At 61.1% G+C, this 18470-nt stretch carries 17 protein-coding genes; 7 read left to right on the top strand and 10 right to left on the bottom strand.

The features are described from left to right. Positions 1-9 precede the first annotated feature (9 nt). The 6 genes from murF to mraZ form a co-directional block, all read right to left on the bottom strand. Entirely contained in the window at positions 10-1545 is a 1536-nt protein-coding gene (murF, locus tag HMPREF2808_RS01350) for a UDP-N-acetylmuramoyl-tripeptide--D-alanyl-D-alanine ligase (RefSeq protein ID WP_070623230.1), read from the bottom strand. Then, positions 1542-3095, bottom strand: a complete 1554-nt coding sequence (locus HMPREF2808_RS01355; protein WP_070623233.1) for a UDP-N-acetylmuramoyl-L-alanyl-D-glutamate--2,6-diaminopimelate ligase — start codon at positions 3093-3095, stop codon at positions 1542-1544. Before HMPREF2808_RS01355 ends, murF begins: the two co-directional genes overlap by 4 nt. A 58-nt stretch (positions 3096-3153) precedes the next feature. Continuing rightward, positions 3154-5022: a peptidoglycan D,D-transpeptidase FtsI family protein gene (locus tag HMPREF2808_RS01360; RefSeq protein WP_070623236.1), complete on the bottom strand. Its 1869-nt coding sequence runs from the start codon at positions 5020-5022 to the stop codon at positions 3154-3156. A 325-nt stretch (positions 5023-5347) separates the two neighbouring features. Continuing rightward, positions 5348-6184, bottom strand: a complete 837-nt coding sequence (locus tag HMPREF2808_RS01365) for a cell division protein FtsL (RefSeq protein ID WP_070623239.1) — start codon at positions 6182-6184, stop codon at positions 5348-5350. After that, positions 6181-7224, bottom strand: a complete 1044-nt coding sequence (gene rsmH / locus HMPREF2808_RS01370) for a 16S rRNA (cytosine(1402)-N(4))-methyltransferase RsmH (RefSeq protein WP_070519847.1) — start codon at positions 7222-7224, stop codon at positions 6181-6183. Before rsmH ends, HMPREF2808_RS01365 begins: the two co-directional genes overlap by 4 nt. A gap of 174 nt (positions 7225-7398) precedes the next feature. Next, a complete protein-coding gene (mraZ, locus tag HMPREF2808_RS01375; RefSeq protein ID WP_010190539.1) occupies positions 7399-7833 on the bottom strand; it encodes a division/cell wall cluster transcriptional repressor MraZ in 435 nt (144 codons plus the stop codon). 524 nt (positions 7834-8357) lie between these two features. Here mraZ and HMPREF2808_RS01380 point away from each other — a divergent pair. The 3 genes from HMPREF2808_RS01380 to HMPREF2808_RS01390 are packed head-to-tail and all read left to right on the top strand — an operon-like array spanning position 8358 to position 10794. Then, positions 8358-9506, top strand: coding sequence for an ABC transporter permease (locus HMPREF2808_RS01380; RefSeq protein ID WP_070519845.1), 1149 nt, complete (start codon positions 8358-8360; stop codon positions 9504-9506). Then, positions 9503-10192 (top strand): ABC transporter ATP-binding protein, encoded by a 690-nt coding sequence (locus tag HMPREF2808_RS01385; protein ID WP_070519843.1) that lies wholly within the window; start codon positions 9503-9505, stop codon positions 10190-10192. The genes HMPREF2808_RS01380 and HMPREF2808_RS01385 overlap by 4 nt, the downstream gene beginning before the upstream one ends. Before the next feature lie 35 nt (positions 10193-10227). After that, the gene (locus HMPREF2808_RS01390) at positions 10228-10794 is read left to right on the top strand and encodes a TetR/AcrR family transcriptional regulator (RefSeq protein WP_070519840.1); all 567 of its coding nucleotides are present in this window, start codon (positions 10228-10230) and stop codon (positions 10792-10794) included. A gap of 78 nt (positions 10795-10872) precedes the next feature. Here the strand turns inward: HMPREF2808_RS01390 and HMPREF2808_RS01395 are convergent, their stop codons facing one another. Together HMPREF2808_RS01395 and HMPREF2808_RS01400 are read right to left on the bottom strand one after the other, a co-directional pair. Beyond that, positions 10873-11280, bottom strand: coding sequence for a DUF3040 domain-containing protein (locus HMPREF2808_RS01395; protein WP_070623242.1), 408 nt, complete (start codon positions 11278-11280; stop codon positions 10873-10875). Positions 11281-11432: 152 nt separating this feature from the next. After that, a complete protein-coding gene (locus tag HMPREF2808_RS01400) occupies positions 11433-11876 on the bottom strand; it encodes an SAV_6107 family HEPN domain-containing protein (RefSeq protein ID WP_070623246.1) in 444 nt (147 codons plus the stop codon). Positions 11877-12129: 253 nt separating this feature from the next. Between HMPREF2808_RS01400 and HMPREF2808_RS01405 the strand changes: the two genes are divergently transcribed. From HMPREF2808_RS01405 to HMPREF2808_RS01415, 3 genes are read left to right on the top strand one after another with little or no spacing between them, the layout of a single operon-like run. Beyond that, positions 12130-12702, top strand: coding sequence for a GNAT family N-acetyltransferase (locus HMPREF2808_RS01405; RefSeq protein ID WP_070623249.1), 573 nt, complete (start codon positions 12130-12132; stop codon positions 12700-12702). A gap of 43 nt (positions 12703-12745) precedes the next feature. Continuing rightward, the gene (locus HMPREF2808_RS01410; RefSeq protein WP_070623252.1) at positions 12746-13837 is read left to right on the top strand and encodes a polyprenyl synthetase family protein; all 1092 of its coding nucleotides are present in this window, start codon (positions 12746-12748) and stop codon (positions 13835-13837) included. A gap of 1 nt (position 13838) precedes the next feature. Beyond that, complete coding sequence (locus HMPREF2808_RS01415) at positions 13839-15377, top strand: alpha-(1->6)-mannopyranosyltransferase A (RefSeq protein ID WP_070596830.1); 1539 nt, start codon at positions 13839-13841, stop codon at positions 15375-15377. Here HMPREF2808_RS01415 and HMPREF2808_RS01420 read toward each other — a convergent pair. Then, complete coding sequence (locus tag HMPREF2808_RS01420; protein ID WP_070519830.1) at positions 15346-15744, bottom strand: Rv2175c family DNA-binding protein; 399 nt, start codon at positions 15742-15744, stop codon at positions 15346-15348. The two genes, HMPREF2808_RS01415 and HMPREF2808_RS01420, sit on opposite strands and share 32 nt — an antisense overlap. A 50-nt stretch (positions 15745-15794) precedes the next feature. Between HMPREF2808_RS01420 and HMPREF2808_RS01425 the strand changes: the two genes are divergently transcribed. Beyond that, a complete protein-coding gene (locus HMPREF2808_RS01425) occupies positions 15795-17045 on the top strand; it encodes a protein kinase domain-containing protein (RefSeq protein WP_070623255.1) in 1251 nt (416 codons plus the stop codon). Between the two features lie 12 nt (positions 17046-17057). Here HMPREF2808_RS01425 and HMPREF2808_RS01430 read toward each other — a convergent pair whose 3' ends face one another. Beyond that, positions 17058-18446: a class II 3-deoxy-7-phosphoheptulonate synthase gene (locus HMPREF2808_RS01430; protein ID WP_070561933.1), complete on the bottom strand. Its 1389-nt coding sequence runs from the start codon at positions 18444-18446 to the stop codon at positions 17058-17060. Positions 18447-18470: the final 24 nt, after the last annotated feature.

Genomic DNA, 18470 nt, shown 5'->3' on the forward strand with positions numbered 1-18470 from the left:
TTCTAGCGGCTAGCTGTTGTTCAGCTGTTCCGCGACCAACCAAAGACGTTGGGCATTGGAGGCCTTAATCAAGACCACGTCCTTAACGCTACGGCTAGCCCAATCATCGACCCCTGCCGGGGCCACGCGCAGAATGCCGTCGACAGCCTTTGCAGCCGCCGCGGCATCGGCGCACACCACTGTATTTATACCCTGCTGCATGGCAGCCTTGGCCATTGCCCGGCAGTTGGGATTCTCCTCTACTGCTACTAAGTGCTCCACGTGGTATTTGGCCAAAATCTCACCGAGCTGGCGGTGCGATTTTTCCGCATCGCCGCCGAGTTCTCCCATCTCCCCTAGCACCGCGATGGCACGAGCATCGGGGCGCGCGGCGGCGGTATAGGCCAAGGCGGCGATCGCCGCGCGCATCGAATCCGGGTTAGCGTTATAGGAGTCATCGATGACAGTGACGCCATCGCGGCGTGTGCGCACGTCCATGCGGTGCTCGGAGGCGAGGAGATGCCCAGACAACGCAGCAGCCACGGTGGCGGCCGATACCCCGAGCTCGATCGCTGCGGCCGCAGCGGCAAGCGCGTTGGATACCTGGTGGGAGCCAAAAACCTGCAGCTTCACGGCAACGGGCTCGGCATCCGGGCTATGCAAGGTAAAGGAGGGGCGGGCGACGTCATCGAGTTCAATATCGGTGGCGTAATACTGCGCTGCCGGTGCGCCTCCGCGGCGGTTTTCCGTGGAGTAGTACACCACCTTGGCCGCCGTGCGGGGAGCCATTGCGGCGACGAAAGGATCATCGGCGTTGAGGACGGCCACGCCGCCGTCTTCAGACTTCGGCAGTGCTTCTACGAGTTCTCCCTTGGCCTTCGCGATGTTTTCACGCGACCCAAACTCACCAAGGTGTGCTGTGCCGACGTTGAGAACAACGCCGACGCGCGGCGCAGTGATGTTGGTCAGGTGCCGGATGTGTCCAATGCCGCGGGCCGACATCTCCGCCACGAGGTAGCGCGTGTGCTCATCGCAGCGCAGGGCTGTATAGGGCAGCCCAATTTCATTGTTGAAGGAGCCTGGCGGGGCAACGGTCTCCCCCACCTCACGGAAGATAGTGGCTATGAGGTCTTTGGTGGACGTCTTTCCCGCCGAACCAGTAACGCCCACAATGGTGAGCTCCTGTTCGGCTGCAAGCCGCTGGGTTACTGCTCGGGCGAGCGCGGAGAGTGCTTCAACGACGGCCGCGGCGGAGCCATCGGCATCATTGACATAAATGTCCGCATTGGCACCGTCTCCTTCGACGCGCCCGTGCGGCTCGACGACGATGGCCGGAACACCCACCGGCCGCGCCGCCAAAACAGCCGCGGCCCCTTTGTCAATCGCGGTATTGGCAAAGCCGTGCCCATCTACCCGAGCGCCGGGCAGCGCCACAAAGAGACCGCCCGGGGTGACCTTACGAGAATCGAATTCGACGAACCCAGTCACTCGGGTATCTGGATCGTTGACATTATCCAGGCGGCCGCCCGTGATCTGAGCGATCTCAGCGAGGCTTAACGCAATCATGCTTGCTCCTTGGATTCTTCGTTACTCAGGGTAGTCGCAGTGGCCATGGCATCAAGGGCGCGAGCCATCTCCTCGCGGTCATCGAAGTGATGAACGGTATCGCCAATCAACTGTCCTACCTCATGGCCCTTGCCGACGACGATGACAGCATCACCCGGCTGCGCCCACGTCACGACCTCATCGATGGCCTCGGCGCGGGAGCCAACTTCTCGAATATCGGCCGACGGGTTCGCCTCGCGGGCTCCCGCCAGCACGGCAGCGCGGATGGCGGCCGGGTCTTCGGTTCGGGGATTGTCGTCGGTGACGACAACAAGGTCGGCGCCATTCGCGGCCGCCGCGCCCATAAGCGGGCGCTTGGAAGAGTCACGGTCGCCACCTGCGCCAACGACGATGCCGATGCGGCCCGCGCTGCCGTCCAACTGCGTACGCAGGGTGTCCAGCACAGCCGCGATTGCAGCCGGCTTGTGTGCGTAGTCAACCACGGCGACAAAGTCTTGGCCGCGGTCGATGCGCTCCATGCGGCCTGGGACCGCCACCTTTTCGACTCCTTCGAGGAAAACTCGTGGCTCGACTCCCACAGCGGCGGCCATTCCCGTCGCGAGTGCCGCATTGGCAATGTTGAAGGTGCCCGGCATGGGCAGGCGGAATTCATAAGTACCGGCCTGCTCACCAGAGGCGACCTTGAGTTCCACCTGCTGTGCACCGGTGACCTCGGTGCTGAGCTGGCGGCCAGTGATATCAGCCTCGCGAGCCTCCGAACCCGTCGACACCTGAATCACCGGGCGTGCAGCTGCTCGCTGCGCCATGCGACGCCCCCATTCGTCATCGATGCAAATCACTGAACGGTCGGCGGCTTGGGGGCCGTCGAAAAGCATGGCCTTGGCCTCGAAATAGTCCTCCATTGTCGGGTGGAAGTCCAGGTGGTCCTGGCTCAGGTTGGTAAAGCCGCCCACGTTGAAGTGCGTGCCTTGAACTCGCCCCAAGGAAAACGCGTGGGAGGACACCTCCATCACGACGTGCGTGACGCCCTCGGAAACCATTCGCGCAAAAAGCTCCTGCAAAGTCGGCGCCTCCGGAGTGGTCAGGGAGGTCGGGACCGGCTCGCGGTTGATGCGAGTGCCCGTCGTGCCGATGAGGCCGACCGAATAGCCCGCGTGCAACAGCCCCGCCTCAAGGAGGTAACTCGTCGTAGTTTTACCGGATGTGCCCGTCACGCCGAGGATGGTGAGCTTTTGCGTGGGATGGCCATAAATCTCGGCAGAGACGGTACCGAGGATGGCGCGGATATCCTCCACCACGAGAATCGGCCGCGACTCCCCTGCTTCGACGAGAATGCGCTGGCCTTCGGCATCCGTAAGAATGGCAGCCGCCGCGGTATCTGCGGCGAACTTCGCGCCATGTACGCGTGTTCCAGGAAGCGCCGCGAACAGGCCGCCGGGCGGCAGCGTCGCAGAATTCAATCCACAGGCCCCCACGGTGATCGAGGCATCCCCGATCACCGTGCCCCCAGAAATCTCTGCTAGGCGCTCAAGGCTGGTGCTGCTTGTCACGATGCTTCCTCTTCTCTGTTCTTCTGTGCTCTAGGTGTATTTATCGGCGCTGTTGCTTTTACTCAGCACGCAAGGTCAGTTTCGGTGCTGGCGGGGAGGGCGGGATATTGTCGCGGTCTAGCAACCAGGATGCAATATCGCTGAATATAGGGGCCGCGGATTGACCGCCGGATCCGTCGTCGTTGACACCGGATCCAGGTTCATCAAGCATGACGGCGACGACGAAGCGGGGGTCGTCGGCAGGCGCAATGCCGGCGAAGGTGATCCAGTACTTGGAGTTGGAATAAGCCCCAGTTTCCTCATCGACTTTCTGCGCGGTACCGGTCTTGCCGGAGAGCTGATAACCCTCGATATTGGCATTTCCGGCGGTACCGTTGTTAATGCCCTGCGGGTCATCCTGGAAAACGGCTCGGAACATGTCCACTACTGTGCGCGCGGTTTCGGCGCTGACCACCCGGGTGGTCTCGGGCTCGTCCAGCTCTTCCTTCGTCCCGTCCGGCGCGGTAATCGAGTCAATGATGCGCGGCTCGATGCGCTCACCATCATTGGCTAGGGCCTGGTAAATAGATGCCAATTGCAAGGCGGTCCATGATTGGCCTTGGCCGATGGGCAGGTTAGCGAACGTTCCGCCGGACCACTGCGAGCGATCGGGAACAAGTCCCGGGGACTCGTTGGGCAGCTCAATGCCGGTAGTCTGGCCGAGGCCGAACTTCTTCAGGTAGTCGGCATACTTATCTTGGCCGAGTCGATCCGCCAACATCAGCGTTCCCACGTTCGATGACTTACCGAAGACGCCGGTCGTGGTGTAGGGCTCGACGCCGTGCGGCCAGGCATCATTCACAGTCACGCCGGCCATGTCGATGGAACCGGGCACCTGCAGAACCTCATTGGGGTCAGTAAGCCCCTCTTCAATGGCTGCTGCGGCGGTGATGATCTTTGCCACCGAGCCCGGCTCGAAGGGGTGCGAGACAGCAAGGTTATCGAAGGTCTTATTCTTGTCCAGCTGCTTTTCGATGTCCTTGTTCGGATCAACCGTTCCAGTATTTGCCATCGCCAAAACCTGGCCGGTAGCTGCGTCCAAGACGACTGCCTCGGCGCTCTTCGCCTTCGAGTTGGCCTTCGCCTTCTCCAGCTTCTGCTGCACGTAAGTCTGCAAGTCGAGGTCCAGCGTCAGCGTCACGTTCTTGCCGTCGGTGGTGGGCACCTGATCGCGGAGAGTACCTGGGATGACCTGGCCGCTGGCGGAAACGTCCTCCGTCGAGCTGCCATCGATTCCCGTGAGGGTGGTGTCTCCGGAAGCTTCGAAACCGAATTGGCCTTGGCCATCCATGGATACCTTGCCAATGACGTTCTCAGCGATCGATCCGTTGGGGTACTGGCGGATTTGCTGTTCATCGGCAGCCAGGCCGTGGTATTCCTCAGCGATGGCTACCGCGACATCCGGGTCGACGTTTCGCACGAGAACCTCGTACTGGGTATCGGCGCGGAGCTTATCCATGATCTGCTCCGAATCCACGTCGCCAGCGTCGATGCCCGCTTCCTTCAGCTTGTCCGGGATTCCCTTCGACATGTCGGTGAGCCTCTCTGTCACCTTGTCGTCGAGGTAGGTCTTCTTTGCGTCGGGCGCTAGGGACGCAAACTCGGCCTCGTCGGAGGCCTTCTGCTCTTCCTGTTCACGAAGCTCATCGCGCAGGCGGGTCGGTGACACAGTCAAGGACCGAGCGCGCATGGTGTAGGCCAAACGCTGGCCATCGCGAGCAAGAATCTCGCCACGCCCAGCGGTATCCACATAAACACGAGTTCGCTGTTCTGCGGCCTTCGCTGCCAAGTCTGGGCCCCACACGATCTGCACCCATGCGAGGCGCCCCATCCACGCCAGCATGACGACGAGTAGTACCGCCGCAATGACATGAACGCGACGGTGCATCGTCTTTTGCTGGCTCATAAACGGCTTGCCGGTACGCGGGTTTCGGGAACGGGTCGCGGGAACGACGCGGTCGGCGTCGTAACGCTGCCGTGGTTGGTGAGAGGTACCGCGCGGTTGGGCGGCACGGGCGGCGGAAACGCGCCTCGGGCGCCGGCCACCTGAGTGTGGTGGGGTCACACGTCACCTTTCTATCTGCAGCGAGGATGGTATTTGAACAGCTAAACATCGTGCCCCCACTGGTGCGGGGGTGGAGATGAACTCATCCCGAATTGTGCCCTATGATCGCCGCCCGTCCACGCAGGCACGCGCGGAGCGGGAAGGGATTCTACCCCCGAGCGGCGTAAGGAGCCTGAGCTGGGATGTCCGGCAGCTCTACGTTTCCTTCACCCGACTGACCTCCCTCGGAGTTGTCTCCCGAACGTGAATCATTCGGGGAAGAGCTCTCACGCTCGCCCTGCCTTCCGTTGAGATTCGGGCGGGCGTTCAGGTTGTCGGACATGTTGGCGGTCGCGTTCGGGTCACTGGAAGCCTGTCCCGGGCGGACCGGCTCGCCGTTGACATCGATGACCGATTCCATATCCGGAGTTGCCTCACGCTTTTGTTCCACGTTGCCGTCCGGACCGACTTCCACAACGCCCGGCTGGACCGGGATACCCATCTTGGCTTCGTGGGCACGGCGGGCAACATCGGAGGCGGAGCGAACATTTTCCAAGTCTCGGTTGAGAGTTTCTATCTGGTTATCCAGCGTGGATTCCTGGGCGGTAAGCTCCTGAATCTTGAAAGTCTGGGACGTCGACAAGCCCGAAAGCCACATGGCCGCAGCCACACCAGCGATAAGTAGGCCGATGGCAATGAAGGACAGGCGGGCGAAAAGACCAGTGACCCGAGTGGGCTGCACAACACGGCGCCCACGATTACTCACTACCTGCTTCGACCCAAGGCGGTTTCCCCGCAGGCTGGTTGCACCCCGTCGTGAGGGCACTGTGCCGCGATGCGGAGTGCGGCTGGGCAGCGGCGTGGTACGGCGACCCCGCTCAAGCAGTGCGGTCCCCTGCCCCGAGACGTCGGCTCCAGTAGTGAAATCGCGGCTAGCGCCCATGGTGTGGGTCCTCTCGTGGTCGCGGCGGTCGGTTGCCTGTGCAGTGCGGTCTCTCAACGTCATGGCCTACCTCCCGGTTCATGAAAAGACGGGGTCCCTTCAAGACGCTCGAGAGCGCGCACCCGGACGGATGCCGCCCGCGGGTTCTCCGCAATCTCTTCCTTGCTCGCCTTCTCGGCCCCACGCGTCACAATGGAGTAGTGCGCCGCGGTGCCCGGGAGATCCATGGGCAGGCCCGCCGGTGTGGTCGAGGTGCTGAGTTTGGTGAAGGCATGCTTGACGATGCGATCTTCGAGCGACTGGTAGCTCATAAACACCGCGCGCCCACCAACGGACAGGGCATCCGTGATTACGGGGATAACCTGCTCAATCGCTTCAAGCTCGCGGTTGACCTCGACGCGCAAAGCCTGGAAGGTTCGCTTCGCAGGGTGGCCGCCGGTGCGGCGAGTTGCCGCCGGGATAGCGGCGTACAACAGCTCAACTAATCGCGCGGAATTGCTGAAAGGTTCCTTTTCCCTTTCCCTGAGCACAGCGGACGCAATCTTGCCGGCGAAGCGCTCATCACCATAAGTCTTGAGGATGCGGGCAAGCTCGCCGTGACTATACGTATTCAGAATGTCGGCGGCCGTCATTTCCTGGCGTGGGTCCATGCGCATATCCAGCGGCGCGTCGGTCTTGTACGCAAATCCGCGGTCGATCTGATCGAGCTGCATGGATGACACACCAAGATCAAACAGCGCCCCGGCAATGCCGTGCTCCCGCGCGATAGAAAAAATTTCGTGCTCGCCCTGCGCAATGGCGCTGCCCACCTCGTCGAAGCGCGCGTTGACGGCGACGAAGCGGTCAGCGAAGGGACTGAGACGGCGAGAAGCATTGCTCAAGGAGGCGGAGTCACGATCCACACCAATGATGCGTGCGGCGGGAAAGCAGTTGAGGAAGTACTCACTGTGGCCGCCGGCGCCGAGGGTGCCGTCGACAATCACTGCGTTCTCCCCTGCCGCTTCAACCGCTGGGGCAAGCAGCTGAGCCATGCGCGCACGCATGACGGGGACATGGCCATGGTTGTCATTCACGTCGTAGGTAATAGTGCCATTGCGGTCCACAGCTGCTGTCCCCCTTTCCGTTCAGGCGCCTGAGGCTGCTGTCTGATGTGGTCGATAAAAAATCGAGTGCGTATAGGGCCCTGTCCGAGGAAGGGTTCTGATGTCGGGGAAGTACACCAGCTCATCCTCCTCGGGCAGAGTCCGTACACGCACTCTCGGTGCACCGGGCTAGCCCTAAAGCAGTCCGGCAAGTACGTCATCGGCGTCTGCCGCCGAGTAAGCGTCTTCAGTTTGCGCCTGGTATTCAGCCCATGCGGCTGCGTCCCAGATTTCGAGGAAGTCGACCGAGCCCACAACCACGCATTCCTTCGTCAGGTTTGCGTACTCACGGTGGCCTGCAGACAGCGTGATACGCCCGTGCCCATCGGGACGCTGCTCGTCCGCACTCGCTGCCAAGTTACGGATGAACGCACGTGCGTCCGGGTTGGTACGAGACACAGCCGCAGCCTTCCTGGCTCGTGCCGCGAACTCCTCGCGCGGGTACACCGCAAGCGAGTGATCCTGCCCCTTGGTGACCATGAGGCCACCGGCCAGTTCTTCGCGAAACTTCGCTGGAAGCGTAAGCCGCCCTTTGTCATCGAGCTTGGGAGTGTAGGTGCCGAGAAACATCCCCGGGTCCACCTTCCTGTCACTCGAAAACTCCGGATTCCTCTCGCGACAAGAGAACAACTCTCCTCCGCTGCGCCCCACTCTACCCCACTTTCCCCCACCACCAACACCTTTAGCACCCCACCCTCCCGCGTGTCACAATAAATCCCCAGATAAAAGGATGTTTTTCCGGTGGGAAGTTTTCCCGGCGCCCCCTTGACATACCGCTAAAGTAGGGACCCTCCCCGGGCAATCACCCACGCAACTTCCACCCCTTAGAAACTAAATCTCCTCACCAGCCCCAGAATCCTGCAACTTTGCCCGCCCCACCCCCAACAAAACCGCCAGCGGCACCCAGGCTCCAGCCCCCAGCCCACACGAGTGGGTGAAAGTGGGGAATTGAGGGAAAGCGACCAAAAGCGCCGCCACCACCGCCTCCCTTTTTTAGAAACGCCGCGTTCCTATGATAGAAACAGTGTGTTGCCATCTTGAGAACCACGGGATGGCGCTCCATTAGTTTTCTTCACCCACTAGGAAGATCCCCTATGTATCTAGCTTGGCGCGAGATGCTCTTCGCGCGTACCCGATTCATCCTCATGGGCGTTGTCCTTGCCCTCATGTCCATGCTCGTCGTCATCATCTCCGGCCTCACAGCAGGTTTGGTCAACGACGGCGTCTCCGGACTAAAAGCAATGGATGCCGACGTCGTCGCTTTCGCCGACGGCACCCAGAAAGACTCAGCTTTCACCCGCTCGGTTGTCGATGCCTCTGATAGCGAGTCCTTCGCTCAGCACGACGGCGTGGAAGAAGCCGCTCCTCTTGGCCTGACCATCGCCAATGCCCATAACCAAAACGGCACGGCAGTGGACCTGACCCTGCTGGGAGTAGAACCGGACTCCTTCGTGGCACCGGCAGGTTTGCCCGCACTTGACACCAACCGGGTCGACGGCCAGCCCAGCAACACCAAGCACGACATCATCGTCTCCTCCACCCTGCACGATGAAGGCATCGAGGTCGGCGACACCATCACGCTCGATCGCTTGGATATCCCGCTGAATGTCGTTGGGTTTACCGATAACCAACGCACCTTCGGACACGTGGACGTGGCCTACCTTCCGCTCGACATCTGGCAAGAGATCCACGCTGGCGGTCGCCACGGCGAAGCCGTGAACCCAGACGCTTATGACGAAGCCTCCGTCATCGTCGCCCGCACGTCAGACAAGCCGGACACCGAGGCCCTCTCGGAACAGTCCGGCCTGGATGTTCGAACCCTCAAGGAAAGCTTCGACTCCTCCCCCGGCTACACCGCCGAGATGATGACCTTATCCATGATCACGTGGTTCCTGTACGTCATCGCCGCACTCGTGACCGGCGCCTTCTTCCTCGTGTGGACCATTCAGCGGGCCGGCAATATCGCCACCCTCCGCGCGATGGGCGCGACCAAGGGTTTCTTGTTGCGCGATAGCCTCGGCCAGGCAGTCGTCATCCTTGTCTTGTCCATCCTGGCGGGTGCGCTTGTCGCCGTCGGCCTGGGCAGCCTCCTGGAGCAGACTGCCATGCCTTATGCCACCGAATTCAGTTCCGTCATCAGTGGCGGACTCATCCTCTTCGTCGCTGGTCTGCTCGGCGCTTTCATCGCCGTTGTCCGTGTCACCCGAACCAACCCCCTCGCAGCCCTAGGAGAAAACCGATGAGCCCAGCTTTGGAACTAAAAGACGTCACCGTCAGCTACACCGATGGCGATTCGCAGGTTAAGGCACTCGATTCCGTCAACCTCAGCATCAATCCCGGCGAATTCGTTGCCGTGGTCGGACCATCAGGTTCCGGCAAGTCCACGCTGCTCGCTGTTGCGGGCGCATTGACGACGCCCGATTCCGGCCAGGTCCTCGTTGCGGGCGAGGACATCGTGCAGCTTGGCGACGCCCAACTGGCACAGATCCGCCGCAACCACATCGGCTTCGTCTTCCAGTCCACCGGAAACCTTCCTTCCGCGTTGACTGCGGAGGAACAGCTCGAGCTGGCCAGCAAAGTCATTGGTAAGACTGGGCGCTATTCCAGCACTCAACTCCTCGACAAGGTTGGCATGAAACATCGCGCCAAGCACCGCCCGGGCGGCTTGTCCGGCGGTGAACGGCAGCGCGTTGGCATCGCGCGTGCACTCGTTGGCAACCCCCAGGTGCTGCTTGTCGACGAACCCACCGCAGCCCTAGATCGTGCACGCTCCCAGGAGATCGTTGCGCTCTTGGCAAAGGAATGCCACGACTTTAACGTCGCGGGCGTCATGGTCACTCACGACTACGAGGTTCTCGATCACTGCGACAAGGTCTATGAGATGGTCGACGGCCGCTTAACACCGGCCACCGCATCCGCCCAGCGATAAGCAAAGAATGCGCAGCTTAACGTAGACTCACACGCATGCCAAAGATCACTGAAACGACAGTAGCCGAGCACCGCGCCGTCCAGCACCGTGCGGTGCTCGAGGCTGCCGAAAAGCTGATCATCACTAGCCATGGTGCAGTCCCCACCTTGGCCGAAGTTGCCGCAGAAGTCGGGCTTGCCCGCCCCAGCATCTATCGATACGTATCATCCCAGCACGATCTACTGGTACAGCTGCTTATTCAGGCGACCCAATCGTGGAATGAGCAACTCGAGGCCGCCATGAAGGTAGCCTCCCCGGAGCCTAAGAAGCGCATCCACGCCTATGTCGACGCCACGCTCGATCTCTTCATTCATAGTGCACACGGCCATTTAATGACCGCCGCACAGCACTTCCCCCAGGCCTTTGCTGACGAGGCAGTACAGAAGTCTCATGGCGGCTTCGCCTCCATCGTTGACGAGTTCTGCCCCGGCGTTTCCCCAGTAGATATCTCGTTGCTCAATGCGGCCATCGTCCGCGCCTCTGAGCTGGCGGACGGCTCACCGGAAAAGCTCAACAGCGCAACGCAAACCCTCTACGCAATGGCCGAAGCCATCCTACCCTAGGCCACCACATCAAAAGAGCCCTCCGCGGATTAAAGCGGAGGGCTATTCGGGACCAGCTTTGGGACCGGTTCTAGACGCTTAGCGACCTTCGAAACGACGACGGAAATTGTCTTCGAGGCGGTTTCCAACGTCGCTACCGCCCTTCTTGGATTGCTTGCCGCGACCCCGAGTGGACGACTGCGCACCGACTGCAACCAGAGAATCCTCCGAGTTCCCGCGCAGCATCCAGACGCCGGATCCAAACATGACTAGGAAGCCGAGGACCGAGAGGCTCACAAACCACAGGGATTGCTGGGCCAACGCAATACCGCCCACCATCATGCAGAGACCGACAACAATCAAGGCAACTCCACGGAGGGTGATAGCGCCCGAGTTTGCGTCGAAAGAAGTTTCACCGGACACCGACGCACCAAAATCAGGATCATTGGCCAGCAACGACTGCTCAATTTCACGCAGCGCTTGCTGTTCGTGCTCAGAAAGGGCCACAGCGTCCTCCGTAGTGGGTTGGGTTTAGGTAGTGGAACTGGGAAATAGGATTACTACCTCTATAACGTCAAGGATAGCGAGATAGTTCCCGCAAAGACAGTCCACACGTTTTAAACGCGCTACGCCCCACTACTGTGGCCCCGCGCTCCGTATTAAGCCGCGAGACCACCGAAGCCCAGCTCAGACTCAGTCGCATCCACATAGCGGGCGGCAAGCGCCACATAGCGATAGACCGTATCAGGATCAGGGACCGGATCCAGTCCGGATGCCACTCGCGAACGCACACGCGAGTAGTCCTTAAACTCCGCTGCCCACTGCGCATCAGCCGGGCCGATGAGCGCCACTTGCTCCCAAGCGGAGGTAGGCAAGCGCCGGCGACGTGACACCGTGGACGCCGCTACCCGAGCCCCGGCAGCGCGCAGCGAGGCGCGATAGGCCATTTCCAAAGCGTCCGCGAAACGCCCCTCCGCCGCGCTCTGGCGCGCCTCCACCAACAAATCCAACGCTTGACCCACGAAACGATCGCGCCGTACGCACTGCAACGCCTCCAGGTTACGGCTCCGCGCCGCTGCTGTTGCTGAGATTACCTGTGCCATGACCTCTCCCCCTCGGGCTTCTTCCTGAGCTTGTCAATAGAGACTGTGTTGCTGATTTCCTGTCGTTGTTTGTTGACGCGATTCACCTTAAAGCCGCCTTCCTACATCCACCGCTAATTCTAGTCCACATGTTCGAAATTGACAATAGTTTTACTGAACTTCTCCACGTTTTTCGAACATGCACATCAACTTTGCTCGGAATGGGTTCGCCGCCTGCTTTCACATACCGCAAGAATCTGTTGTTATTAGACATGTGAGTTACACGCTGCGCCGCCTAAGCCCCCAAGAGTTCGCCATTGCCCTCCCGCACTTGGTGGATATCTACATTGCAGCGATGAACTACGACCCCTCAGTACGCAACAGCTCCATCATGCGGTGGCGCGGGGATCTCATACGCCCGGGGTTTTCCTGCGTGGCGGCCACCTCCGAAAACGGCATCACCGGATTTGCCTACGGCTTTCTAGGCTCTCCTGATACCTGGTGGGACAAGCAACTCCGCCGAGCGCTCTCCAACAACGGCGGCGCAACTCCAGAGCAAGAAGAGGTTCTCCACAACTATTTTGAGTTGGCGGAAATCCACGTAGTGCCCGAGGCACAGGGCCACGGTCTGGGCCGTGCGCTGCTTGAAGCACTGGCCTGGAACCTCCCCGCCCGCTACATCCTGCTCTCCACACCTGAGGTTCCCAATGAAGCCAACTCCGCCTTCGGCCTCTACCGCAAAATGGGCTTTAGTGACTTCCTTCGCCAGCTCCATTACCCCGCCGATTCACGCCCCTTCGCCATCCTGCAATCAGCTGTGCCGCTAGCACCAGCCGGTACCGCTTAACCTGGCGTCTAATCCGTGAGCCTGCCCAGGTAGAGTGGCAGGCGTGACTACTCCGCAAATACCTTCCCTGGACGATATTCCCGTAGCCGTACGTGAGGAGCTCGCGCTTTTCCTAGATAGTCAGCGCGACGCCATCGCGTCCATCGGTTCCCCGGTGACTAACGCGATCTCCTATTTGGAATCCTTCGTGCTGGACGGCGGAAAACGCATCCGCCCTCTCTACGCGTGGGCAGGTTTTATCGGCGCACATGGGCTCGAGGGCACGGAGTCCCCACAGGCGATGCTCCGCGCAGCTTCTTCCCTAGAATTCATCCAGGCTTGTGCCCTCATCCACGATGACATCGTGGATGCTTCCGATACCCGGCGCGGCAATCCCACCGTCCACCGTGGCGTAGCCGCTCGCCATAGGGAGCTCGGGCTCAGCGGTGACGCTGACTTCTTCGGGCAGTCACTCGCCATCCTCGTGGGCGATATGGCCTTGGTCTGGGCCGAGGACATGCTCCAGGATTCCGGGCTGAGCCCCGAGGCGCTCGCGCGCGCTCGGGCGCCGTGGCGGGCGATGCGCCGCGAAGTTATCGGCGGGCAAATGCTGGATATTTGCCTCGAAGCGGAAGGCTCCGAGGATGCAACGTTGGCGGACTCAGTAAACCGTTTCAAGACCGCCGCGTACACCATCGAGCGCCCGTTGCATTTGGGCGCAGCCGTAGCAGGAGCACCCGAAAAGCTTGTTGCCGCTTTCCGCGGCTATGGACAAGACATCGGGGTCGCATTCCAGCTCCGCGATGATTTGTTGGGGGTCTTTGGTGACCCAGCAATTACTGGCAAGCCCGCCGGTGATGATCTGCGCGAGGGCAAGCGCACGGTCCTCTTGTCATTGGCTCTGCAACGTGCGGATACCACTGATCCCGCTGCTGCCGCGGAGCTTCGCCGACTCATCGGCCAGACGGAGGATCCCGCAGATATTGCCCGCATGGCCCAGATCATTGCCGATTCCGGGGCACCGGATGTCGTCGAGCAGCGCATCAGCGATCTCACGCGCTCGGGCCTTGACCACCTTCATAATGCCCAGGTCGCCCCCGAAGTCACGGCAACGCTGGAAGAGCTTGCCCACAAATCCACCGCACGCCGGATGTAGCATGGCCCGCTCCGCATCCGCGCGCGTATCCCTGCGCATTCCCAACCCCCTTCCTTTGGGCATCGTCTCCGCGGCGATCCTTGCTCTCGCCTCCTTCTCTGGTGGCGCAACCCGGAACCGCGGCGGCTTTCTTGAGGCACTCAATATCGGTTTTCTCGCGTATGGCCACGGCCGCAACATCGGCATAGTCCTCTATTGGGTTGGCCTCTTTGGATTGGTCGCCGCGTGGGTCCTGGCTGGGCGTTATCTCATCGCCCCACAGCTCAAGAACCCGCAACCCGACGGCGCGCTGTCTGACATCCGCCGAATGCTGATGTGCTGGGTTGCCCCGCTGTTGTGCGCGGCCCCACTGGCTTCGCGGGACGTGTACTCCTATCTCATGCAGGGAGCCATGGTGCGCGATGGTTTCGATCCTTATGTCGAAGGCGCGGCTGTTAACCCCGGCCCCTTCCTGCTGGAAGTCTCACACGACTGGCGAAACACCACTACGCCTTATGGTCCGCTGCACTTGTGGATGGGCAACGGGGTAACCAACCTCGTGGGGGACAATGTCGCCGCGGGCATCATCGTCTATAAGGCGATATCGGTCCTCGGCTTTGCCGCCATCGCTTGGTCGATTCCACGCCTTGCACGCAGCATCGGGGGCGATCCGGCGCTAGCACTGTGGTTGGGTGTAGCGAATCCAGTGATTCTATTGCACCTCATCGGCGGCATGCACAATGAATCGGTCATGGTGGGCTTGGTATCGCTGGGATTGCTCGCCGCGGTTCACAACAAGTTTCATCTCAGCCTCCTTCTTGTCGGCGTAGCGGTGTCGCTCAAAGCCACAGCTGTATTCGCCGCACCGTTTATCGTGTGGCTCATGCTGCACCACTGGGCGCCGAAAGGCACCACGCCACTCAAGCGCTTCGGGGTCTTTCTCCTGTCCGGCATCGTTGCCGTGGCGGAGGTCGCGCTGGCGGTGGCGGTGATTACGTGGGCGTCGGGAAGCTCGTGGGGCTGGTTGTCACAAATCAGCGGCAATTCCAAGGTGATCAATCCCCTGGCCGGCCCTACCTTGCTCGCCGACATTCTGGTACCGCTCATCCAGGTCTTCTCCCCCGATACCACCTATAACGGGGTGCTCAGCGTGTTGCGTTCAATTGCGATGATCCTCATGCTCCTCGGCCTCGTCATCGTGTGGTGGTGGGGGCGAACGGGCGTGCGCCGCGCGATTGCCGCTACGGCTGCTGCCTACCAGGTGGCGTTCGTCTTCAACTCTGTGACGCTTCCCTGGTATTACGCCTCCGTGCTCACGCTCATGGGAACCTTCCGCCCACCGCTGCCCTTGATCAAACTAACCACCGGCGTGGCCCTCTTTATCGGAGTGGCCTTCGCTGGCGACGGAAACCACCAGCTCTATAACTGGTTCTGGGACATCGCCATGGTGGTCGTGGCATGGTCAGCAACGCAGTGGATTTTCGATGGTGTTCCACGCACCACCGCGGCCATGGATGAGGCTGCTACTGCTAAAACGCCGAAGCCTGCGCGCGCCGAATAACCTCGCGCGCAAGGTGCCCGTGGAGCGCGTCAATGGGGCGGCCTGGCAAAGACTCATCTTCGGTAAACAGGTGCGCCAGAATCTCATTGTCGCCCCACCCGTTGTCCGAAAGAACTGTAATGACACCGGACACGTGCTTGGAAATGACGCCCTTGGAATTGAAGAATGCCTCCGGGACGAGGCGCTCCCCCTCGGCGTTTCGCCACACGATGAATTTACGCGCGTTGAGCAGGTCGAAGACGCGAGTGATGGGAAGATCGAGCTTTTCAGCAACCTCAGCGAGCGTCAGCAGCTTTTCGCCGGCGAGGAGCTGCGGTAGTTCCGGGTGCGGATTCTCGAAGTTGTTCTCAGAATTAGTCACGGACACAACTGTAGCCGGATCACACTTTGGGGCGCTGATCGGCCATACTGGAATCCATGACAAGGCTGAACGTGGGCGACATTCTCGAAGGACGCTACCGCATCGATCAGCCGATCGCTCGCGGCGGCATGTCCACTGTGTATCGCTGTGTCGACATGCGCTTGGGCCGCGCAGTAGCCGCCAAGGTCATGGATGAGCGCTATCACGATGACCCTGTCTTCGTCACCCGCTTCGAGCGCGAGGCCCGCGCCATGGCGCAACTCAGCCATCCCAACCTCGTCGCCGTGCATGATTTCTCCGCGGATGGGTTGCCCATCTATCTCATCATGGAGCTCATCACCGGCGGCACCTTGCGCGAGCTCCTTGCTGAACGCGGCCCCATGCCGCCACATGCCGCAGCCGACGTCATGCACTCCGTGCTGGCCGGGCTCACCGAGGTCCACCACGCCGGCCTCGTGCACCGCGATATCAAGCCAGACAACGTTCTCATCACGGACAACCACCGCGTTAAGGTCGGCGATTTCGGCTTGGTGCGCTCCGCCAAGGCGGAGCACGATAGCTCGGGTCAAATCGTCGGCACCGTCAGCTACCTCTCCCCCGAGCAGGTTACGGGTGCGGATATCACCCCGGCTTCCGATGTCTATTCGGCCGGAATTGTCCTGTTTGAGCTCCTTACCGGCACGGTCCCCTTCCACGGCGAGACCCCACTGGCCCACGCCACAGCGCGCGTGCACGCGGATGTGGTGGCGCCGTCCTCACGCATCGAGGGGGTGCCTATGCTTTTCGACGCCCTCGTGGCCACCGCCACCGCGCGCCAGCCGGCCGAAAGGTTTGCGGATGCCGGCGAATTCCTCGATGCGCTGGATGATGTATCCCGTGAACTGCAGCTCCCGCAATTCACCGTCCCCGTCCCGCGGAACTCAGCTGCTGCACGAACAGCCGCTGTGCCCACGGATTTTTCAGGGGCAGGCAATACCCGGGTCTTCGAAGCCACCTCCACGATCCCGGCGCCTCAACCGCCCACGCGGGAAACCCGTGTAGAGCCTCGAAACGATGCTTTTCTCCCGCCGGCCGCACCGGTAAATCCCCCGGCACCGTCCCCTGCGGTAGCAGAACCTTCTGCGCCGCTTCCCCCGGCCGGTGCCGAGGAGGAGCCAGAAGAGCGCCCTTTGAGCAACCGCAGCGCCATCGCGCTTATAGGTTTCCTCATACTAGTCGGGCTTGCCACCTTGGCCGTCGCCGTGGCGGCCTGGTGGTTTGGCTCCGGAGAATACGGCACGTGGCCGATTCTCTGGAGGCCATATTAGCCTGCGCAACTTCTAGTTGCGCAGCATCTCGGCGATAAGGAAGGACAGCTCCAGCGATTGCTGCGTGTTCAGACGCGGATCCACGGCGGACTCGTAGCGGCCCGGCAGATCCACGTCCGTGATGTCCTCAGCGCCGCCGAGGCACTCGGTGACGTCCTCGCCGGTGAACTCTAGGTGGACACCACCCGGGTGGGTACCCAGTTCACGGTGCACCTCGAAGAAGCCCTGGACCTCGTCGACGATCTTGTCGAAGTGGCGGGTCTTGTAACCGTTCGATGCCGTGAAGGTATTCCCGTGCATCGGATCGGACTGCCACACAACCTTGTGGCCGGAGTCCTCCACTGCCTTGATGATCGGCGGCAGGACGGAGCGCACCTTATCGTGGCCCATGCGGGCGATCATGGTGAGTCGGCCAGGCTCACGGTTCGGATCCAGACGCTCTGCGTACTGCACAGCCTGCTCCGGGGTTACTCCTGGGCCAAGCTTGATGCCTACCGGGTTGCCGATGATGGAGGCGAAAGCTACGTGGAAATCGTCGAGGCCGCGGGTGCGCTCGCCGATCCACAGCTGGTGAGCGGACAGGTCATAAAGCTTGGTCTCGCCGTTAGCGTCCAAGCCCAAGCGCAGCATGGAACGCTCATAGTCACGCAGCAGGGCTTCATGGGAGCAGTAGATCTGTGCCGAACGCAGGGTCTCGTCTGAGACTCCGCAGGCGTTCATGAAGGCCAGGCCGTTCTCAATTTCATTCGCCAGGGCCTGGTAGCGAGCGCCTGCCGGAGAGTTGGCCACAAACTCGCGATTCCACTCGTGGAGTCGGTAAAGGTCAGCAGTACCGGATTGGGTCAGTGCGCGGACCAGGTTCATGGCCGCCGAGGAGTTCGCGTAGGCACGGATCATGCGGGCGGGATCGTGGCGGCGGGATTCCTCGTTGGCTTCTACGCCGTTGACGATGTCACCGCGGTAGTTGTACAAGCCGTTTGCGTCCAGATCAGAGGAGCGCGGCTTCGCGTACTGGCCAGCGATACGGCCCAGCTTCACCACCGGGGTGGACGCGCCATACGTCAAAACTACGGCCATCTGAAGCAGCGTCTTGATGTTGCCGCGGATGTGCGGCTCCGTATTGGACTCGAAGGTTTCCGCGCAGTCGCCTCCCTGGAGGAGGAAGGCGTTGCCCAGGGCGACGTCGGCAAGCTTGCGCTTGAGGTCCTCGATCTCTGGGGCCACGACGATAGGTGGGACGGATTCCAGGATCTTGCGCACGTTATCGGCTTGCAGCTGATCCCAGCTGGGTTGCTGCTTTGCCTCGCGGGCAATCGCATCTTGAAACTTCTCGTTGATCCCCTCCGGCAGCGGTGGCAAATCAGGGAGCACTTCTTTGGGAATATCTACTGTCCAACTCACACCCAGTATTTAACCATCTTGGGT

The organism is Corynebacterium sp. HMSC078A10 (assembly GCF_001811565.1).
In the GTDB taxonomy this organism is placed as follows: Bacteria; Actinomycetota; Actinomycetes; order Mycobacteriales; family Mycobacteriaceae; genus Corynebacterium; species Corynebacterium hesseae.